The organism is Sphingomonas psychrotolerans, from assembly GCF_002796605.1.
GTDB classification, from domain to species: domain Bacteria; phylum Pseudomonadota; class Alphaproteobacteria; order Sphingomonadales; family Sphingomonadaceae; genus Sphingomonas; species Sphingomonas psychrotolerans.
In genome coordinates this window covers 1,347,078-1,363,363 of the sequence record NZ_CP024923.1, presented here as the reverse complement: position 1 = coordinate 1,363,363, position 16,286 = coordinate 1,347,078, and the positions used below count along the sequence as shown (strand labels likewise).

Sequence of the window (16,286 nt, the reverse complement as noted above, 5' to 3'; positions counted from 1 at the left end):
TCTCTCATTTCGTAGTTGCGCCGATCGCGGGCATGGCAGGGGCGGGCGCCGGGAGCGGCAGCACCGGTGGCTTTTCATCGAGCAGATGGCGAGTGAAATAGTCGCGCAGCTTGCGCCAGAAGAAGGGCTGGGCGACGCGGTGGGTGGTGTTGGGCAGGATTACGACGTCGACGTCGCGTCCTGCAGTGATCAGCGCGTTGGCGAGCCGCATGCTCTCGGTCACCGGCACATTGTCGTCGATGTCTCCGTGGATCAGCAGCAATTTACCTTGGAGATTTTTCGCCACCGACATGTTGGAGTTGCGCTCCCACACGGCTTCGTCCGGATTGCCCATCGAGACTTCGGGCCACCACGCCTTGTCGAGCCGCAGATCGTGATTGCCCGACGAGGCGACCGCGACCTTGAAGAATTCCGGCCGGCGCAGCACGAAACGCGCGGCATCGTAGCCGCCCGCCGAGCCGCCATAGACGCCCACGCGGGTGGTATCGATATACGGGTATTTCACGGCCATCTGGCGGATCATCGCGATATGATCGTCGAGCCCGACCTCGCCGAGATTCTGCCAGGCGGGCATGCGGAAGGCCTGGCCGCGGCGCGAAGTGCCGGTGCCGTCGATAGTGACCACGATCGCACCCAATTGCGCGACGCTGCCCGCGCCCGCGGTGACTGCGCCGTTCCAGCTGGTCGGCACGTTGGTCGTCGTCGGCCCGGTATAGACCGCGTCGATGATCGGATAATGCGCCTTGGGATCGAAATTGGCCGGGCGCCAGATCATCCCGTAGAGCCGGGTCTTGCCATCCGCGGCGACGCCGGTGAACGGCTCGGGCGGAGTGTAGCCGCTCGCGAAGAGCGCGGCGCCGTCGGCTTGCGCGAGTTCGTTGACGATGCGGCCATCCCGCGCGTCTCGCACCACCGTTCGGGTCGGCACTGTCGGGCTCGACATCGCGTCGATGAAGTATTTGCCGTCGGACGACACCTCGATCTCGTGATCGAGCGGTTCGGGGGTGAGCAGTACCGGCGCCTTGCCGTCGAGGGTCACCCGATAGAGCGCGCGGTAATAGGGGTTGCGGTCGCGTTCGCGCCCGACCCCGGTGACCAGCATGGCGCGCTCCTTGGCGTCGAGATGCGCGATGTCGAGCACTTCCCAGTCGCCACGCGTGAGCGGGATGCCGCCTTGGGGATCCTTGGGGCTGACGAAGTAGAGCTGCGCCCAGCCCGAACGTTCGGAGATCGCTAGTTCGCCGCCCAGCTCGGGCGCGGGACGCAGATTGCTGGAGGTCACCGTGACGATCGGCTTGACCGCCTCGCGCGCGGTGACGGTCGCCTTGCCGGTCTGCGGATCGGCTTGGTAGACGACGAGCTGCTTGTAGCCGCGCTCGGTCCACTGGAGGCGCGCCTTGCCGCCCGACCAGCCCATGTCCGGCGGCGAAGGGTAGAGGATCGATTCCGAAGGCACGTCGAGTGGCACGATCTTCGCCCGCTTGCGCTTCAGCGCCTCCTCGACATCGATCGCGAGGCGAGTCGCCTGGGGCAATCTGGCGGCACCGGCGAGCGGGTACACATAACGGAAGCTGCGCGGATAGAAGCTGCCCGGCGGGCTTTCCTGGGTGATCGACATCCGTTCGACGCCGCGCGTGTCGAGCCGCCAGCTGAGAATGCGGCGGCTGTCCGGCGACCACACCACCGACACGGGCATTTTCGGTTCTTCGGTCCCGGCCTTGAGGATGTCGGCGAGCTGCGGAATGCTGCGGCCATAGGGTTGTTCGCGGGTGCCGTCGGTGGTCAGTGCCACTTCGCGGCCGGACTTCCGGTCCCGTGCGAATAGATTGTAGTCGCGCGCGACGATCTCGAAGCGCCCGTCGGGTGAGACCGCGCCCTCGCCGTCGGGCGCGCCCTTCTTCGCCTCGACCAGCGCCCCTGCGTTGGTCAGCGTCCATTGCTTGTCGGCGACGCCGAAGGTGAGGGTGCCGTCCTTCGCGCTATAATCGGGGTCTTCGAGCCGCAGCGCGAATGCATCGACTTCCTTGCCGGTCGCCTTTGCCAAGAGTTCGGCGAGGCGCGCTTCATCGATGATCGCGCGCGACTGGCCGGTGGCAAGCTCGAGATAGAGGATCTGCCGCTTGCCCGCGCTGCCGAGCCGATAGAGGATGCCGGTGCCGTCGCGGGTGAAGGTTGCGCGCAGATCGGCGTTAACGATCAATTTGTCGAGTTCGGGACGCAGATAGCGATCGGCGCGGGCGTAACGATCGGCGATGCTCGGGGTTGGCGTCGGGCCAGCATGTGCCGGCAATAGCGGCGCGGCAACCAGCGTGAACGCAGCGCCGATCGCCTTTGGCTTCCACTGTCGATTACTTGGCATTCGCGCCCTCCCTCACAGGTGCATATCCACCCCGCCAAGCTAGCTCAACAAAATTATACGGTATATGGTATGACGGATTGTATTTGCGGCTGCATAAGATAGCGTTGTCAGCGGAGAGGGGGCAGGATTGGCTGGATACAGCACCCATATCAGGAAGGGATCGGTGCTGCAGAGCGACAGCGCACAGCGGCTTAACGGCTCGCTGGCGCAGCAGCTCGCGGTGATGATCCTGTCCGGTGAGCTGCCCGAGGGGCATGTCTTCCCGAGCGAACTCGATTATTCCGAGCAGATCGGCATCTCGCGCCCGGCGCTGCGCGAGGCGTTTCGGATGCTCGCGGCCAAGGGGCTGGTCGACAGCCGGCCCAAGGCGGGGACGCGGGTGGCGCCGCGGCGGCAATGGAGCCTGCTCGACCCCGATCTGCTCGCCTGGCAGTTCGAGGCGGAGCCCAGCCTCAAATTCGTCGCCGACCTGTTCGAGCTGCGCATGGTGGTGGAGCCCAGCGCCGCGGCGTTCGCTGCCCAGCGGCGCAGCGAGGCGCAATTGTCGGCGATGCGCGAGGCGCTCGACGCGATGGCGCTGCACGGGCTCGCTACAGATAAGGGGCGCTACGCCGACCAGCGCTTCCACATGATCATGATGGAGGCGACGCACAACGACGCGATGATCGCGCTGGCGACCTCGATCCTCGCGGCGATCGCGTGGACGACGATCTACAAGCAGCGCAAGCGCGCGCTGCCGCGCGACCCGATTCCCGACCATCGCGCGCTTCTCGACGCGATTGCGGCCAGCGATGTCGAGGCGGCGCGCGGCGCGATGACCGAATTGGTCCGCCTCGCGCTGGCGGATACCGAGGTCTCGCTTCTCGACGACTGAATTCCACTAGTCTCCGTCCCGATCGAGGATTGACGCTCCTGATCTCGCCGCTTAATCGTATACGGTATTCAGGAGAATGAGATGCAGACGATGCGCGCTTCCCGCCGGGAATTGATGTTCGGAGCCGCGGTGCTGGCGGTAACGGCGCAGACCGGGATCGCGCGTGCTGCTGCAGCCGGTGCATTCGCGCCGAAGGGCGTCAAGCCGTTGCCGCTTGCCTCGGTCCGCTTGCGCCCGTCGGACTATGCCACGGCGGTCGAGGTCAACCGCAAGTACCTCCACCGGCTGAGCCCGGACCGGCTGCTCCACAATTTCCGCAAATATGCCGGGCTCGAGCCCAAGGCGCCGATCTATGGCGGGTGGGAGAGCGATACGATCGCCGGCCACACGCTCGGCCATTATCTGACCGCTTTGGTGCTCACCTGGCAGCAGACCGGCGATGTCGAGATGCGCCGCCGCGCCGATTACATCGTCGACGAACTCGCCGAGGCGCAGGCGAAGCGCGGCACCGGCTATGTCGGCGCGCTGGGACGCAAGCGCAAGGACGGCACCGTCGTCGACGGCGAGGAGATCTTCGGCGAGGTCATGAAGGGCGAGATCAAGTCCGGCGGATTCGATCTCAACGGCTCGTGGTCGCCGCTTTATACGGTGCACAAATTGTTCGCGGGGCTGCTCGACGTCCATGGCGGCTGGGGCAACAAGAAGGCGCTGAGCGTCGTCGAAGGACTGGGCGGCTATTTCGAGCGCGTGTTCGCGGCACTCACTCCGGCGCAGACCCAGGAAGTACTGGGCTGCGAATATGGCGGGCTCAACGAGAGCTATGCCGAGATGCATCAGCGCACCGGCAACCCGCGCTGGCTCAAGATGGCGGAAACGCTGTACGATACCCGCGTGCTCGATCCGCTGAGCAACCGCGAGGACAAGCTCGCCAATTTCCACGCCAACACCCAGGTGCCCAAATTGATCGGGCTGGCGCGGATCTATGACATCACCGGCGACGAGAAGCGGCGGACCGCGGCGACCTTCTTCTGGGAGCGCGTCACCGGGCATCACAGCTTCGTGATCGGCGGCAATGCCGACCGCGAATATTTCTTCACGCCCGACACCGTCGCCGACCACATCACCGAGCAGACCTGCGAGCATTGCAACACCTACAACATGCTCAAGCTGACCCGGCACCTTTATGGCTGGCAGCCCGACGGGGCGCTGTTCGACTATTACGAGCGCGCGCATCTCAACCACGTCATGTCGGCGCAGGATCCGGCGACCGGCGGGTTCACCTATATGACGCCGCTGATGACCGGCAGCGAGCGCGGCTATTCGACGGTGGACGACGATGCCTTCTGGTGCTGCGTCGGCAGCGGCATGGAGGTCCATGCCAAGCACGGCGAGTCGATCTTCTGGGAAGACGATGCCGGCGGGCTGATCGTCAATCTCTACATTCCCGCCGACGTGACCTGGGCGAAGCGCAACGCCGCGCTGACGCTGGAGACCAATTATCCGTTCGCGCCCGAAAGCACGCTGACCTTCACCAAGGTCAAGGCGGGCCGCTTCCCCGTGGCACTGCGCGTTCCGGGCTGGGCGGCGGGCAAGGCGGTGGTCACCGTCAACGGCCAGCCAGCGCAGCCCGTGTTCGAACGCGGCTATGCCGTGGTCGACCGGCGCTGGAAGGCGGGCGACACGGTCTCGATCACGCTGCCGCTCGAGCTTCGCATCGAATCCGCGCCGGGTGACGCAAACACGATCGCGGTGCTCAGCGGCCCGATGGTGCTCGCCGCCGATCTGGGGCCGAAGGACGTCAAATGGGAACAGGCCGATCCAGCTTTGGTCGGCGCCGATCTGCTTGCGGCCTTTAGCCCCGCCGATGCGGCCAAGGGCATCTTCAATACGCGCGGCGTGGTGCGCCCCGCCGACCTGCAGTTCGTGCCGTTTTACCGCCAGTATAACCGCCGCAGCGCGACCTATTTCAAGCGCTTCTCGGAGAGCGCCTGGGCGGCCGAGGAAAAGGCGTTCCTCGCCGAGCAGGCGCGGCTCAAGGACATCGCCGCGCGGTCGGTCGACGTGATGTTCCTCGGCGAGATGCAGCCCGAGCGCGACCACAATCTCACTTCCGAAATCTCCTATCCGGTCACCTATCGCGGCCGGCAGGGGCGCGATGTGCGCTCGGGCGGGTTCGTCGAGTTCACGCTCAAGACCAAGGACGGTCCGCTGATCCTCCAGGCGACCTATTGGGGCGGCGAGCGCAAGCGCGGCTTCGACATCCTTGTCGACAATGTGAAGGTCGCCACCCAGACGCTCGACAATGACAAGCCCGGCAAGTTCTTCGACGTGGAATATCCGCTCGCCGAGGCGCTGACCAAAGGCAAGAAATCGGTGCAGGTGCGGATCGTGCCGCACGACCGCAGCACCGCAGGGCCGATATTCGGCGTGCGTCTGTTCACTGCCAAGACGGGCGCCGCGATTTGAGCGGCGTCGCGATGACTCTCGACGCATTGCGCGAACTCGCCCGGGCCAAGTTGCGCGCGGCGGGCCTTGCGGGTGACCATGCCGATGCGGTCGCCGAGACGATGGTCGCGGGGGAGCGCGACGGTTGCGCCAGCCATGGCATCTATCGGCTGCTCGTCGCCGATCGCAGCATTCGCGCCGGGGTGGTGGTGCCCGACGCGGTGCCGCAAGTCTCGGAGCCCAAGGCCGGGTTGGTCCGCGTCGACGGCCGCGGCGGGTTCGCCCAGTTGGCCTTCGAACGCGGCATGCCGCTGCTGGTCGAAAAAGCGCGGGCCAACGGGATCGCGGCATTGGCGCTCAACAATGTCGTCCACTTCGCCGCATTATGGCCCGAGGTCGAAATACTGGCCGAGCAGGGTCTGGTCGCGCTGGCCTTCACGCCCAGCCATGCCTGGGTCGCGCCTGCTGGCGGCACGAAGCCGGTGTTCGGCACCAATCCGATCGCGTTCGGCTGGCCGCGACCGGGACGCGAGCCGTTCGTGTTCGACTTCGCAACCAGCGCAGTGGCACGCGGCGAGATCGAGCTGCACCGCCGCGAGGGCCGGGCGATCCCCGACGATTGGGGTGTTGACCCCGAGGGACGCAGCACAACCGATGCCAAGGCCGTGCTGGACGGGGCGATGCGGACCTTTGGCGGGCACAAGGGTTCGGCGCTGGCGGCGATGGTCGAACTGCTCGCCGGGCCGTTGATCGCCGATATGACCAGCGCGGAATCGATCGCGGCGGATGCCGGGCGCGGTGGCTCACCGATCGGCGGCGAGCTGATCCTCGCGATCGATCCAGCGGGCTTCCTTGGCGATGCCGTGCAGGCACACCTCGAACGCGCCGAGGCGATGTTCGCGGCGATCGAAGGGCAGGGCGCGCGGCTCCCGTCGCAACGGCGCTATGCAGCGCGGGCGCGCAGCCTGACGGAGGGGGTCACCATCCCCTCGGCGCTATATGCGGACATCATGGCGATCGGAGTTTGAGCGTGGCGGAATGGCGCAAGGCAGTGATTTTGCTCGCAGGAGCGGCGATGCTGACCGCCGCGGCGCCCGTGCCCGGCGCAGACGCGCAATTCCGCAAGCTCTATACCGAGGAATATGCATGGCGGCAGCGCCAGCAGGCGCCGAACGAGGACAGCCCCAAGGACCAGAAGCAGGGCCTGCCCGATGTCGGCCCCGCCGCGCAGGCGGAAAGGCTCGCGCGCTGGACCGCGACGCGGGCTGCGCTCGCCAGGATCAAACCGTCGGCGCTCTCGCCGGCCGAGCGGGTCAATTACGCGGTCTATAAGGGCCAGATCGAGGCGCTGCTCGCCGAGCAGCAATATCGCGATTACGAGAAGCCGCTCAACGCCGACTCGAGCTTCTGGGGCGACCTCGCCGAATCCGCCCGCGGCGATTTCGTGCGTGAAGAGGATTATCGCCGCTACCTCGCCACGCTGCGCGATGTGCCCCGCTATTTCGACCAGCAGATCGTCAACATGCGCGCCGGGCTCAAGCGTGGTTTCACGCCGTCGCGGATCACACTGCAGGGCCGCGACGCCGGCGTCGCCAAGGTCGCCGAGGCGAAGACGCCGGCGGACTCGCCCTTCTTCGCGCCGTTCGCCAAATTCCCTTCGGCACTGCCGGCGGAAACGCAGACCCGGCTGCGTGCCGAGGGCGAGGCGGCGATCCGCGGAGCAGTGGTGCCGGCGCATGCCAAGCTGCTGCGCTTTCTGCGCGACGAATATATCCCCGGCGCCCGCACGGCCCTCGCCGCCAATGACCTTCCCGACGGGCGGGCCTACTACCAGTCCAAGGTCGCCGAATACACCACGCTCGACCAGACTCCCGAGCAGGTCCATGCGATCGGCCTGTCCGAAGTCGCCAAGATCCGCGCGCGGATGCACGGGGTGATGCAGCAGGTCGGGTTCAAGGGCGATCTCGCCGCCTTCCTCACCTTCCTGCGCACCGATCCGCAATTCTACGCCAAGACCCCGCAGGCTTTGCTCGACCGCGGCGCGTGGATCGCCAAGACCTTTGACGGCAAGGCATCGCGCTATTTCGGCCGGCTGCCGCGCAGCCGCTTCGCGATCATTCCGGTCCCCGACGATATCGCGCCCTTCTACACCGGCGGGCGCGGCGGGCCGGGCGTCTACCTGATCAACACGTATAATCTGCCGGCGCGGCCGCTTTACTCGCTGCCGGCGCTGACGCTCCACGAAAGCGCGCCGGGCCACGCCTTCCAGATGCCGCTCGCCGCCGAAAACAAGGATCTGCCCGCATTCCGCCGCGACACCTATCTCTCGGTCTATGGCGAGGGCTGGGCGCTCTATTGCGAGGCGCTGGGCGAGGAAATGGGCATGTACCAGACGCCGTACGAGGTGTTCGGCATGCTTTCCTACCAGATGTGGCGCGCAGCGCGGCTGGTGGTCGATACCGGTATCCACACCAAAAGCTGGACCCGCGAGCAGGCGCAGCAATTCCTCATCGACAATACCGCGCTCGCCAGGCACGAGATCGAGACCGAGGTCGATCGCTACATCGCCTGGCCGGGGCAAGCGCTCAGTTACTATACGGGCGAACTCGCGATCTTGAAGGCCCGTGCCCGCGCCGAAAAGGCGCTGGGGGCGAAGTTCAACATCCGCGCCTTCCACGATGCGGTGCTCGCATTGGGATCGGTGCCGATCCCCGAGATCGACCGCCGCATCGACCAGCTCATCGCCGACGGCGGCAAGGGCCCTTATCCCGACGAGGAATGACATGACCCGACTGCCTGCCTTCGCCACTTTGCTGGCGATGCTGCCGTGTGCCGCCTGCGCCCAGACCGCACCCGAGACGGTGACGTCGAAGGGCAATCCGATCCTTGCCGACGGACGTTATTACACCACCGACCCGGCGCCTTTGGTCGACGGCGATACGCTCTATATCCTGACCGGGCGCGACGAGGCGGCGCCCGAGGTCAACGACTTCATCATGCCCGAGTGGCAATTGCTCGCGACCAAGGATCCGGCGTCGCGCAATTGGCAGCACACGCCCGGCTTCATCCGCCCCGAGAACGTCTTCGCCTGGGCCGAGCCGGCGCGGGCCTATGCCGGACAGATCGCCAAGGGCGCCGACGGGCGCTTCTATTTCTATGCGCCGGTGCTCGAGAAGAACAGCGACGCGAAGGACCGCTTCGCGATCGGCGTGGCGGTGGCGGATCGCCCGACCGGACCGTGGCGCGATGCCCATCCTTCGGGGCCGATCGTCTCGCAGAAGGTGCCGGTCGCCAACGACATCCAGAATATCGACCCGACCGTGCTGCTCGACGACGACGGGCGGGTGTACCTCTATTGGGGCACGTTCGGCAGGATGCTCGGGATGGAGCTGGAGCGCGACATGGTCACGCCCAAGGGCCCGCAGCGCAGGATCGAAGGGCTCACCGGCTTCTTCGAGGCGCCATGGGTGCTGAAGCGCAAGGGCGTCTATTACATGCTCTACGCCGGCAACAAGGCCGGCCCCGACAGCGACTGCACGCCGGCGGTCTACCATGCCTGCCAGGCCTGGGGCACCGCGACTTCGCCGCTGGGTCCGTGGACCTATCGCGGCGTCGCGCTGCGGCCGGTTTCGTCGACCACCTCCCATGCGGGCGTCGTCGAATTCAAGGGCAAATGGTACATGGCCTATCACACCGCCGATGCGGCCGGGGGCGGGCATTTCCGCCGCAGCGTCGCGATCGACGAGATGCAGTGGGACGACAGCGTCTCGCCCGCAGCGATCCGCCCATTGGTGCCGACGCGCGCGCCGCAGCCCGCACCGGTGCCCACACGCAACATCGCCGGTTCGGCGTCGGCGGCGTCTTCCAACGTCGTGCCGGTGCAATATTGGATCGCCGCGCTCAACGACGGCAAGGTACGGGCAAATCCGTTGCCCCCCGAGATGTGGGGCACGTGGAACGGCAACAACCCGAAACAGCCCTGGATCGAATATCGCTGGGACAAGCCGGTGACGATCGACGGCTCCCGGATCCAGTTCTTCGCCGACCAGCCGGCGGGTTCGGGAATCGGGGTTGCGCCGCCCGCCGCGTGGCACCTCGAATATTGGGACGGCGGCTGGAAGCCGGTGCCGGGCACCGGCGGCTATGGCACCGTGGCCGGCACGTTCCAGTCGGTCCGCTTCGCGCCGGTGACGACGCGGTGCCTGCGCGCGGTGTTCGACGCGTCGGGCAGCGGGCCCTACGCAGGGGTGGGCGTACAGGAATGGGAAGTGCTGGCGCCGCAGCCCCGCGTGCCGGCGGCAGCGCCCGGCGTGGCGGCTGCGGCCTGTGGGAAGGACTAGCCTGCGGTTGACGCTTGACTCGTTGACGCTTGACTCGGTTGGCACTTTTTATCGGCGGCGATATAAGGTAAGTATCTATGTTATATAGATAAAAATTGTGGCGAAGTTGACTCGGTCCAGTTCGGTTGACTCGATCCGTTGACTCGAGTCCGTGGATCAATCCGACGATGTCAAAGAGCGGGCGGCAGGGCCGACCGCCCGAGGCAAGCAGATGAAATCCTACATTACAAGGCCGCGATCGGCGGCGGCGCTGGGGCCTCCATCACCCGATCAGCAGACCTCGGCGGTGCTCGTCGGGATCGGGCCTGCCGGCACGCGGGCCGGGTGCTTGTAGAAGGGATCCCCCGGTAGCCGGTGCCGGTCGCCATAGACCGCGCGGAGCACTGCCGCGAGCGCCGGGTCGTGCCGCGCAAGATCCTTGTCGGACAGGATGCGCACGCCGTCCACCACGGCGAGCTTGTTCGAATTGAACCAGAATTGGGTGCCCTCGGCCCAATATTCCTGGACCGTGGTGGAGCCATATTCGCCGGTCCACAGGCCCTTGTCCTTTGCCGCGGCATAAGCCTGCTCGACCCGGGCATAGAGCGCGGGGTCGACCGCCTCCACGGCGTAGAGGATCGCGTGCGAGAATTCGTGAACGAGGATCGTCTCGCCATAATATTTGGTGCCGGGGATCGCGAGCAGGTTCTCGGTCGCGGCGCTGGTCAGCAACCCGCCCATGCCGCGGGCGCGCTTGCCCCAATATTCGCGGTCGGTGAGCCGGCCGATTCGTTCGTCGTAGAGCTTGCGTTCGCAGCGGGTGAGCCGCGGATCGTCGATCGTCGGCTTCTTCCAGTCGCGCTGCTCGGGGACGTCGGTCGTCAATTCGTCGACACCCATCACCATCACGCGCTGCCCGGCCCGCACCAGCTGGCGGGCAATGTCGGGGCGGCGCGCGAGCATCGCCACCATCATCCGCCGGGACACCTGCAGCGCCGCGTCGGGGACCGCTTGCGACGCGGTTATCGGTATGCCGTTCGCATCGACCGATTTGACGTAGAAGGGATCGAGCTTGAGCGCCGCCGGCGGCGCTCCGACCGGCGCGGGCTTGCCTGCGCATGCGGCGAGCGCAGCGGCGGCGGCCAGCGGGAGAAACGCGCGACTCATGTGAAGGGCCGATCGAGCGAATGCTGCGGCTCGGTGAACCATGCGGCCCCGGTCTCGGTCACGTACATATGGTCCTCCAGCCGGATGCCGTAGCGCTCCGGCACGACGATCATCGGCTCGTTCGAGAAGCACATGCCGGGCGCGAGCGGAGTGCGGTCGCCGCGGACGAGATAGGCGGGCTCATGGATCGCGAGGCCGATGCCGTGGCCGGTGCGATGAGGCAGGCCGGGGAGGCGATAGTCCGGGCCGAGGCCAGCGCGTTCGAGCACGCGGCGGGCCGCCGCATCGACGCTTTCGCACGGGGCGCCCGGCTCCACTGCCGCGAAGGCAGCGGCCTGGGCCTCTTTCTCCAGCTCCCAGACTGCGCGGATCTCGTCATCGACGCTGCCGAACCCATAGGTGCGGGTGATGTCCGAATGATAGCCGTCGACGGTGCAGCCGGTGTCGATCAGCACCAATTGCCCCTCCTCGAGCGCCTGATCGCCCGGCAGCCCGTGCGGATAGGCGGTCGCGGTCCCGAACTGCACGGCGCAGAACGTCGAGCCGGCAGCGCCCAGCGCGCGATGCGCGTCGTCGATGAAGCGCTTGACCGTGCTCGCGCGGATGCCGGGGACGAGGATGCGCGCGGCGCGGCGGTGGACCTCGAGCGTCATCTGCTTGGCCTGCCACATCAGCGCGAGCTCGGTGGTGGATTTGACCATGCGCAACCCGTCGATCACCCGCGCGCCGGACACCGGCCGGAACGACGCGCGGAGCGGCTCCGACCAATGGAACGGCAGCAACGGATCGAGCGCGAGCACTGCGTTAGGCGCAAGGCTGTCGGCGATCAGCGCGAGCGGGCTTTCATCCTCCTCCCACAGCAACAATTCGGCGTGGATCGCCAGTTCGGCTTCGAGTGAGCCGCGCTCGAAAGCGGGGCAGACGATCCACGGCTTGCCGCTGACCGGGAGCAGCATCGCCACGAGCCGCTCGGTCGGCGACCACGAAATGCCAGTGAAATAGCGCAGGCTCGGCCCGGCATTGACCAGCAATGCGTCGGCGCCGGTCGCCGCCAGCAGCTCGCGGGCACGCGCCAGCCGCGCATCGCGTTCGTCCTTGCCGATTGCGGGCTCGGGAGAGTGCCATGGCTCCAGTGCAGCCAGTTCTGCCGCGATGGTCGAGCCGCCGATGGTCATGCGTATCCTCCTTTGCCGCCGAATCGCTCGAGGTCGAACGGCGTGAGATCGATGGGGGAGTGGCGCCTTGCGCCAGCGCCGTCACCAGTTCGGCGGTGATAGGCGCGAGCGTGAGGCCGAGATGCTGGTGCCCGAAGGCGTAAATCAGGTTGCTCGCGCGGCGCGAGCGGCCGATCGCCGGCAGATAGTCGGGCAGGGTAGGGCGCGCGCCCATCCAGCGGGTGAATGGCGGGCGCATCGGCAGGCCAAGTTCGGCGACTTGGCGTTCGAGCCGCTCCCATTTGCGCGGATCGGGCGGCGCATCGGCGCGCGCGAGTTCGACGAAGCTCGCCGCCTGCACGCTATCGGCATAGCGGGTGACGATCATCGATCGGTCCTCGAACACGATGGGCGGCAAGTCAGCGGGCCAGGCGTCCGCGGCGGCGCGGATATGATAGCCGCGCTCGGCGATGATCGGCGCGCTGTGGCCGGCGCGCTCGACCAAAGCCTTGCTTTGCACGCCGGCAGTGACGAGCACGAGATCGGCGTCGTGACCGGGAACCTGCGCCGCGCCGCTCTCGACGATCAGGGTGCCGGTCTCACGGAGGATACGGCCACCGCGCTGGACGATATCGCGCTCGAGCGCGGCGGCGAGCAGGTCGAGATCGGTGACTTGCCCGGTGCCGTCGAAGCGCAGCGCGCCGGCGATCGGCGCACAGGTTACCGCCCGGATCCGCTCGATGTCCTGCGGCGCGGCATCGTCGACGCGCGCAGTGCCGATGTCGGCGGTCCGCCACGCGGCTTTGCCGGTTGCAGCCCTGGCCGGGTCACTCCAGAGTACGAAATGCCCTGCGGTCTTCACCAGCTCGGGCGCCCAGGGCGTACGCTGCCACGCGGGAAGCGCCTCGGCCAGAAGCGTGCGCAATGCGTCGCTGCCGGCGCGGAAGCGCCTGGGCCGCGCGGCGGCGAGGAAGTGCAACGCGAACGGCAGCCAGCTGCGCACTTCGCGCACCGGCAAATCGAGCGCGCCGCCCGCGGCGAAGCGCCGGCTCCATGCCGATCGCAGGCTGGTCATGGATGCCAGCGGCGCCACCTGCTCGGTCGCGATATGCCCGGCATTGCCCCACGACGCCGCCTTGCGCGTTGCGTCGGGTTCCAGCACGGTGACGGCGTGCCCGGCGCGCAACAATGCGGATGCGCAGCTCAGCCCGACCACGCCGCCGCCTATGATCGTTATTCGCCTCAACCATTTATCCTCTATTGCAACGCAAAAACCAGTATCGTATACGTTATTCGACTTCAAGAACGGGGTATCAAATGACGATCGGTTGGAAGGGCGTTTTTCCTGCAGTGACGACTCAGCTGAGGGAGGATCTGTCGATCGACCTGGCCGATACGCAGCGCGTTGTGGACGATTTGATCCGCGATGGCGTCACCGGCGTGATCGCGCTGGGGACGGTGGGCGAGAACAATTCGCTCGAGCAGGACGAGAAGGTCAGTGTGCTCTCCGCAATCGTGGAGGTGGTGAATGGCCGGGTTCCGGTGATCACCGGTGTCTCCGAATATGACACGCGCCGCGCGATTAGCTATGCGCAGGCGGCTGAGAAGGCTGGCGCCGATGGCCTGATGCTGCTGCCGCCGATGGTCTATGTGCCCAAGCCGCACGAGATGGTCGCGCATTTCAAGGGCGTGGCCGAGAAGACCGGGCTGCCGATCATGCTCTACAACAATCCGCCGGCCTATCGCTCGGTGATCGACAACGAAGTGCTCGAGGCGCTCAAGCCGGTGAAGAACATCGTCGCGGTCAAGGAATCGGCGCCGGACACGCGCCGCTTCACCGATTTCCGCAATGCCTTTGGCGATCGCTACGTGCTGTTCGCCGGCCTCGACGATGTCGCGCTGGAGGGGCTCTTCCTCGGTGCGCAGGGCTGGGTGTCGGGCCTGACCAATGCCTTCCCGAAGGAATCGGTCGAGCTCGTCGCGGCATTCGAGCGCGGCGATTACGCCAAGGCGCTCGAAATCTATCGCTGGTTCATGCCGTTGCTCCACCTCGACGCCGAGCACGACCTCGTCCAGTCGATCAAGCTCGCCGAGCAGGTGATGGGCCGCGGCTCCGAGCGCGTGTTGCCGCCGCGTTATCCGCTCGAAGGTGCGCGGCGCGCGGAAGTGATCGCCATGGTCGAGAAGGCGGCGGCGACGCGGCCCAGTCTGACTGTCGCGCAGGCCGCCTGACGCGCAAGATGCGGCATACCTTCTTCTGCATCGACGGCCACACCGCCGGTAATCCGGTCCGGCTGGTGGCCGGCGGTGCGCCGCTGCTCAAGGGCGCGTCGATGTCGGAGAGGCGGCAGGACTTCCTCGCGCGCTTCGACTGGATCCGCACCGGCCTGTGCTTCGAGCCGCGCGGGCACGACATGATGTCGGGCGGGTTTCTCTACCCGCCGACCCGGCCCGATGCGGATGTCGGCATCCTGTTCATCGAGACCTCGGGCTGCCTGCCGATGTGCGGCCACGGCACGATCGGCATGGTCACTTTCGGGCTCGAACATGGCCTGATCCAGCCCGCCGAGCCGGGCAAGCTGCGGATCGAGGTCCCCGCCGGGGTGATCGACGTCGTTTATACCCGCGAGGGCGACAAGGTCACCGCGGTGCGGATCACCAACGTGCCGGCTTATGTCGCCGCGCGCGGCATCGAGGTCGATGTCGAAGGCATCGGCCCGCTGTCGATCGACGTCGCTTATGGCGGCAATTATTACGCGATCATCGAGCCGCAGGGTGGCTATACCGGGCTCGACGATCTCGGTGCGTCGCGGCTGATCGATCTCAGCGGGCGTATTCGCGAAGCGGTGCGCGCAAAGTTCGAGCCGGTGCACCCGCTCGACCCGACGATCCGCGGCGTCAGCCATATCCTGTGGGCCGACAAGCCGCGCGGGGACGGCGCCGACGGGCGCAACGCGGTCTTCTATGGCGACAAGGCGATCGATCGCAGCCCGTGCGGCACCGGGACCTCCGCCCGGCTCGCCCATCTGGCGGCGGCGGGGAAGCTGGCGGTGGGCGATCGCTTCGTCCATGAAAGCTATATCGGCAGCCGCTTCATCGGCCGCGTCGAGGCGGAGACCCGCCTCGGCGATCAGCCGGCGATCATCCCTTCGATCGAGGGATCGGCCGTCGCAACCGGCTTCAACACGATCTGGATTGATCGCGCTGATCCATTCTGGGAAGGGTTTCAGGTCAAGTAATGCTTCCGATTCCGCGCCGTTCATTCGAACACGGGCGCTCCCATAAGGAGAAGCGGCCATGAGCATCGTCGTACGTACGCTTGCCGAGCGTGTCTTTGAAATCGTGCGCGAGCAGATCGTGACCGGACAATTGCCCAACAATTTGCCGATCCGCCAGGACGCGCTGGCCACCGAGCTGGGCGTCAGCAAGATCCCGCTGCGCGAGGCGCTGGCGCGGCTCGAGCAAGAGGGATTGCTGACCAGCCACGCCAATCGCGGCTATTTCGTCCAGCCCATGTCGGCGCAGCAGGTTGACGAGATCTACGTGCTTCGTCTGGCGATCGAGCCGCCCGCCGCGGTCTATGCCGCCGAACGCGCGACCGAAGCCGATCACGCCGCGGCGATCGAGGCGTTTCACAAGCTGGACGGCGCGGCGACGAGCAACCTTGCCGAAGTCGCCGTGCGCAATCGTGATTTTCACACTGCATTGGTGCGCCCCGGCGGGCGTTTGCTGACCACCCAATTGGTCGAGCGGCTGTCGATCCTCGCCGAACGCTATGTGGTCGCGCATCTGCAGCCCGCGGGGCGTGAATCGCGGGCACATACCGAGCATCAGGACCTGATCGACGCATGGCTGGCACGCGACGGCGCGAGGCTGACCACGCTGCTCACCGAGCATCTTCAGGGCACGCTCGACGATTTGCGCCAGCAATTCGAGTCGACGGCCTAGTCAGAACAACAAGGGGGAAC

The 16,286-nt window shown here is 66.6% G+C and carries 11 protein-coding genes and 1 pseudogene; 8 read left to right on the top strand and 4 right to left on the bottom strand.

Going from position 1 to position 16,286, the window contains the following annotated elements:
- Positions 1-4 precede the first annotated feature (4 nt).
- A complete protein-coding gene (locus tag CVN68_RS06055; RefSeq protein ID WP_100281397.1) occupies positions 5-2,359 on the bottom strand; it encodes a S9 family peptidase in 2,355 nt (784 codons plus the stop codon).
- Positions 2,360-2,486: 127 nt separating this feature from the next.
- Here CVN68_RS06055 and CVN68_RS06050 point away from each other — a divergent pair, with 127 nt between their 5' ends.
- The 5 genes from CVN68_RS06050 to CVN68_RS06030 all read left to right on the top strand — a co-directional run bounded on the left by CVN68_RS06050 (position 2,487) and on the right by CVN68_RS06030 (position 10,018).
- On the top strand, positions 2,487-3,233 hold the full coding sequence (locus CVN68_RS06050) for a FadR/GntR family transcriptional regulator (protein WP_233503603.1): 747 nt from the start codon (positions 2,487-2,489) through the stop codon (positions 3,231-3,233).
- A gap of 81 nt (positions 3,234-3,314) precedes the next feature.
- Positions 3,315-5,699, top strand: a complete 2,385-nt coding sequence (locus CVN68_RS06045) for a glycoside hydrolase family 127 protein (protein WP_233503602.1) — start codon at positions 3,315-3,317, stop codon at positions 5,697-5,699.
- An 11-nt stretch (positions 5,700-5,710) separates the two neighbouring features.
- Positions 5,711-6,706: an Ldh family oxidoreductase gene (locus tag CVN68_RS06040; protein ID WP_100281396.1), complete on the top strand. Its 996-nt coding sequence runs from the start codon at positions 5,711-5,713 to the stop codon at positions 6,704-6,706.
- Between the two features lie 47 nt (positions 6,707-6,753).
- On the top strand, positions 6,754-8,460 hold the full coding sequence (locus CVN68_RS06035; protein WP_100284239.1) for a DUF885 domain-containing protein: 1,707 nt from the start codon (positions 6,754-6,756) through the stop codon (positions 8,458-8,460).
- 1 nt (position 8,461) lies between these two features.
- A complete protein-coding gene (locus CVN68_RS06030) occupies positions 8,462-10,018 on the top strand; it encodes a family 43 glycosylhydrolase (protein WP_100281395.1) in 1,557 nt (518 codons plus the stop codon).
- Between the two features lie 270 nt (positions 10,019-10,288).
- On the opposite strand, the gene CVN68_RS06025 is transcribed toward CVN68_RS06030, so the two are convergent.
- The 3 genes and pseudogenes from CVN68_RS06025 to CVN68_RS06015 form a co-directional block, all read right to left on the bottom strand.
- Positions 10,289-11,164 (bottom strand): glycoside hydrolase, encoded by an 876-nt coding sequence (locus CVN68_RS06025; RefSeq protein ID WP_100281394.1) that lies wholly within the window; start codon positions 11,162-11,164, stop codon positions 10,289-10,291.
- On the bottom strand, positions 11,161-12,339 hold the full coding sequence (locus tag CVN68_RS06020) for a M24 family metallopeptidase (RefSeq protein ID WP_100281393.1): 1,179 nt from the start codon (positions 12,337-12,339) through the stop codon (positions 11,161-11,163). Before CVN68_RS06020 ends, CVN68_RS06025 begins: the two co-directional genes overlap by 4 nt.
- 133 nt (positions 12,340-12,472) lie before the next feature.
- Positions 12,473-13,534 (bottom strand): annotated as a pseudogene (locus CVN68_RS06015) (NAD(P)/FAD-dependent oxidoreductase); the annotation flags it as partial.
- A gap of 101 nt (positions 13,535-13,635) precedes the next feature.
- Here CVN68_RS06015 and CVN68_RS06010 point away from each other — a divergent pair.
- The 3 genes from CVN68_RS06010 to CVN68_RS06000 are packed head-to-tail and all read left to right on the top strand — an operon-like array spanning position 13,636 to position 16,266.
- Positions 13,636-14,550: a dihydrodipicolinate synthase family protein gene (locus tag CVN68_RS06010; protein ID WP_100281392.1), complete on the top strand. Its 915-nt coding sequence runs from the start codon at positions 13,636-13,638 to the stop codon at positions 14,548-14,550.
- An 8-nt stretch (positions 14,551-14,558) separates the two neighbouring features.
- Positions 14,559-15,557: a 4-hydroxyproline epimerase gene (locus CVN68_RS06005; RefSeq protein ID WP_100281391.1), complete on the top strand. Its 999-nt coding sequence runs from the start codon at positions 14,559-14,561 to the stop codon at positions 15,555-15,557.
- Between the two features lie 58 nt (positions 15,558-15,615).
- A complete protein-coding gene (locus tag CVN68_RS06000) occupies positions 15,616-16,266 on the top strand; it encodes a GntR family transcriptional regulator (protein ID WP_100281390.1) in 651 nt (216 codons plus the stop codon).
- Positions 16,267-16,286: the final 20 nt, after the last annotated feature.

Coding starts and splice junctions, on each gene's coding strand:
- CVN68_RS06010 (WP_100281392.1), top strand. CDS start 13,636: ATGACGATCGGTTGGAAGGGCGTTTTTCCTGCAGTGACGACTCAGCTG.
- CVN68_RS06055 (WP_100281397.1), bottom strand. CDS start 2,359: ATGCCAAGTAATCGACAGTGGAAGCCAAAGGCGATCGGCGCTGCGTTC.
- CVN68_RS06040 (WP_100281396.1), top strand. CDS start 5,711: ATGACTCTCGACGCATTGCGCGAACTCGCCCGGGCCAAGTTGCGCGCG.
- CVN68_RS06045 (WP_233503602.1), top strand. CDS start 3,315: ATGCAGACGATGCGCGCTTCCCGCCGGGAATTGATGTTCGGAGCCGCG.
- CVN68_RS06020 (WP_100281393.1), bottom strand. CDS start 12,339: ATGACCATCGGCGGCTCGACCATCGCGGCAGAACTGGCTGCACTGGAG.
- CVN68_RS06025 (WP_100281394.1), bottom strand. CDS start 11,164: ATGAGTCGCGCGTTTCTCCCGCTGGCCGCCGCCGCTGCGCTCGCCGCA.
- CVN68_RS06035 (WP_100284239.1), top strand. CDS start 6,754: ATGCTGACCGCCGCGGCGCCCGTGCCCGGCGCAGACGCGCAATTCCGC.
- CVN68_RS06030 (WP_100281395.1), top strand. CDS start 8,462: ATGACCCGACTGCCTGCCTTCGCCACTTTGCTGGCGATGCTGCCGTGT.
- CVN68_RS06000 (WP_100281390.1), top strand. CDS start 15,616: ATGAGCATCGTCGTACGTACGCTTGCCGAGCGTGTCTTTGAAATCGTG.
- CVN68_RS06005 (WP_100281391.1), top strand. CDS start 14,559: ATGCGGCATACCTTCTTCTGCATCGACGGCCACACCGCCGGTAATCCG.